General features: G+C 53.4%; 2 tRNA genes and 2 rRNA genes. All 4 read right to left on the minus strand.

Annotation, left to right across the window (positions count from 1 at the left end):
* Positions 1–1,535, minus strand: a 23S ribosomal RNA gene (locus tag AB4Y36_RS40335); the annotation flags it as partial.
* Between the two features lie 299 nt (positions 1,536–1,834).
* A tRNA-Ala gene (locus AB4Y36_RS40340) sits at positions 1,835–1,910 on the minus strand.
* A 38-nt stretch (positions 1,911–1,948) separates the two neighbouring features.
* Positions 1,949–2,025, minus strand: a tRNA-Ile gene (locus AB4Y36_RS40345).
* A 66-nt stretch (positions 2,026–2,091) separates the two neighbouring features.
* Positions 2,092–2,200: ribosomal RNA gene (locus AB4Y36_RS40350) — 16S ribosomal RNA — on the minus strand; the annotation flags it as partial.

Consider the following 2,200-nt stretch of genomic DNA (forward strand, 5'->3'; position numbering starts at 1 on the left):
CTTCGTCTCCGAAGAGACTGGCCTCACACCCTTGAATCCCGCGCCCGGATTTGCCAAAGCGCCTTCTCCAATGCAAGGACCGGGACTTCCAACACCCGGACAACCTTCCGCGATCCGTCCCCCCATCGCATTCAACAATGGTGCAGGAATATTGACCTGCTTCCCATCAGCTACGCATTTCTGCCTCGCCTTAGGGGCCGACTCACCCTACGCCGATGAACGTTGCGTAGGAAACCTTGGGCTTACGGCGAGGGGGCCTTTCACCCCCTTTATCGCTACTCATGTCAGCATTCGCACTTCCGATACCTCCAGCACGCTTTTCAACGCACCTTCGCAGGCTTACGGAACGCTCTCCTACCATGCACATAAATGTGCATCCGCAGCTTCGGTATATGGCTTAGCCCCGTTACATCTTCCGCGCAGGACGACTCGATCAGTGAGCTATTACGCTTTCTTTAAAGGGTGGCTGCTTCTAAGCCAACCTCCTGACTGTTTTAGCCTTCCCACTTCGTTTCCCACTTAGCCATATTTGGGGACCTTAGCTGGCGGTCTGGGTTGTTTCCCTCTTGACACCGGACGTTAGCACCCGATGTCTGTCTCCCGTGATTGCACTCTTCGGTATTCGGAGTTTGCTATGGCGACGTAATCCGCAATGGACCCATCAACCATGACAGTGCTCTACCCCCGAAGGTGATACACGAGGCACTACCTAAATAGTTTTCGGAGAGAACCAGCTATTTCCAGGTTTGTTTAGCCTTTCACCCCTATCCACAGCTCATCCCCTAACTTTTCAACGTTAGTGGGTTCGGTCCTCCAGCACGTGTTACCGTGCCTTCAACCTGGCCATGGATAGATCACCTGGTTTCGGGTCTACACCCAGCGACTGGACGCCCTGTTCGGACTCGCTTTCGCTACGCCTGCCCTATTCGGTTAAGCTTGCCACTGAATGTAAGTCGCTGACCCATTATACAAAAGGTACGCCGTCACCCCTTGCGAGGCTCCGACTGTTTGTATGCATGCGGTTTCAGGATCTGTTTCACTCCCCTCCCGGGGTTCTTTTCGCCTTTCCCTCACGGTACTGGTTCACTATCGGTCGATCACGAGTATTTAGCCTTGGAGGATGGTCCCCCCATCTTCAGACAGGATTTCACGTGTCCCGCCCTACTTGTCGTACACCTAGTTCTTCCATTCCGCCTTCGCCTACGGGGCTATCACCCACTATGGCCGCACTTTCCAGAGCGTTTGGCTGACGGTACAGATAAAGAGTACAGGCTGGTCCCATTTCGCTCGCCACTACTTTGGGAATCTCGGTTGATTTCTTTTCCTGCGGCTACTTAGATGTTTCAGTTCGCCGCGTTCGCTTCGCATGGCCTATGTATTCAGCCATGGATACTCCATTCGGAGTGGGTTTCCCCATTCGGACATCTGTGGATCAAAGCTCGTTTGCCAGCTCCCCACAGCTTTTCGCAGGCTACCGCGTCCTTCATCGCCTGTGATCGCCAAGGCATCCACCACATGCACTTGTTCGCTTGACCCTATAACGGGTGTGTCTCGCGGTGATTGCTCACTTCGGACCCACTCGCTACAGGTTGAGTATTCGTGTTGCGCCGTATTTCAAGGCAATCTTTCGATCACTTAAAAATACATTGATACAATCACAACCCTGATTCACCTACTCCACACCCATCTCCAGGTGTGTTTTGGATGAATCTCTTTACTACTTCTTCCTGATTGTTAAAGAACGACAGCCGATACGCTTTCACATACCGCTCTGACTGGCTCAATCGCCAATGCAGAAGGTTCTGCTTCGTGCAGAACGCTGTGCATTGAGGATTGGTGGAGGATGACGGGATCGAACCGACGACCCCCTGCTTGCAAAGCAGGTGCTCTCCCAGCTGAGCTAATCCCCCAGTCACACATACTCAAGGGATCTGCCCGCCACAGACAGTGGTGGGTCTGGATGGATTCGAACCATCGACCCCCGCCTTATCAAGACGGTGCTCTAACCGACTGAGCTACAGACCCCTGAGTCTGTCTTTCTTACAGCCGACAAGTGTGAGCGCTTAAAACGCAGTGAGCGATGAGCTCTGGAAAGGAGGTGATCCAGCCGCACCTTCCGATACGGCTACCTTGTTACGACTTCACCCCAGTCATGAATCCTGCCGTGGTGACCGTCCTCCTTGCGGTTAGACTAGCCACT

This window comes from Paraburkholderia sp. BR10936 (genome assembly GCF_040965735.1).
GTDB lineage: Bacteria > Pseudomonadota > Gammaproteobacteria > Burkholderiales > Burkholderiaceae > Paraburkholderia > Paraburkholderia nodosa_A.